Raw genomic sequence first — 943 nt, 5'->3', positions numbered from 1 at the left:
TACAACCGGTGGACAGGTCCACCACCGGGACGCCCTCGGCGTAAGGCGGGCACATCGTCGCCGACGAGCGCCGAATGTACCCCCCGGGGGTGCTGGTGGTGGAGGACGAGAGGCTGCTGGCCGACACGACCGCGACCACGTCTTGAAGGCCATGCTGATCGCCTCGCTGGTCTCCCTGACCGTGGTGGCGGTGGCCGCAATCGGGTTCGGCTGGTGGATGGCCGGGCGGGCACTGCGACCGCTGCATCAGATCACCGCGACGGCCCGCCGAGTGGCCGACCGTAACCTGCATGAGCGCATCGGGCTCGACGGGCCAGATGATGAGATCAAGGATCTGGCCGACACCTTCGACGGCATGCTGGAACGGCTCGACCGCTCCTTTGACAGCCAGCGCCGCTTCGTGGCCAACGCCTCCCATGAGCTGCGCACCCCGCTGATGCTCAACCGCACTCTCATCGAAGTCGCCTTGGAAGACCCGGACCTGCCGGCCGCGACTCGTCAGCTGGGCACGACGCTACTGGCGATCAACGACCGCCACGAGCGGCTCATCGACGGACTACTCACCCTCGCCAGCAGCGACCATGCGCTCGCCCAGCGACAGCAGGTCGACCTGGCCGACATCGCCCGCTACGTCCTCACGCAGAGCGACACGGTGACGGTCGACATGCAGACCGATCTGTCGCCAGCGGCCATGACCGGTGACCCGGTACTGCTGGGACGCCTCGTCGCGAACCTCGTCGACAACGCCGTGCGCTACAACCTGCCCGACCATGGCCGCGTGGCGGTTACCACCTGCATTGACGACGGGCAGGCCTTCCTGTCCGTCGACAACACCGGACCGATCATCGGCAACCACGAGGTCCCCAGCCTGTTCGAGCCATTCCGCCGCCTCGCCGCCACCGATCGCCAAGCAAGCCCCGGTACGGGCCTAAGGCGTGTTTCA

General features: G+C 67.3%; 1 protein-coding gene. It reads left to right on the top strand.

Annotated elements, in window-relative coordinates:
• Positions 1 to 151: 151 nt before the first annotated feature.
• A partial coding sequence (locus HCJ94_RS29360) for a sensor histidine kinase (protein ID WP_240944617.1) occupies positions 152 to 943 on the top strand: 792 nt, incomplete at its 3' end.

The sequence above is a fragment of the Micromonospora thermarum genome (assembly GCF_012034245.1).
GTDB lineage: Bacteria > Actinomycetota > Actinomycetes > Mycobacteriales > Micromonosporaceae > Micromonospora > Micromonospora thermarum.
This window is presented reverse-complemented; position numbering and strand designations above follow the sequence as displayed.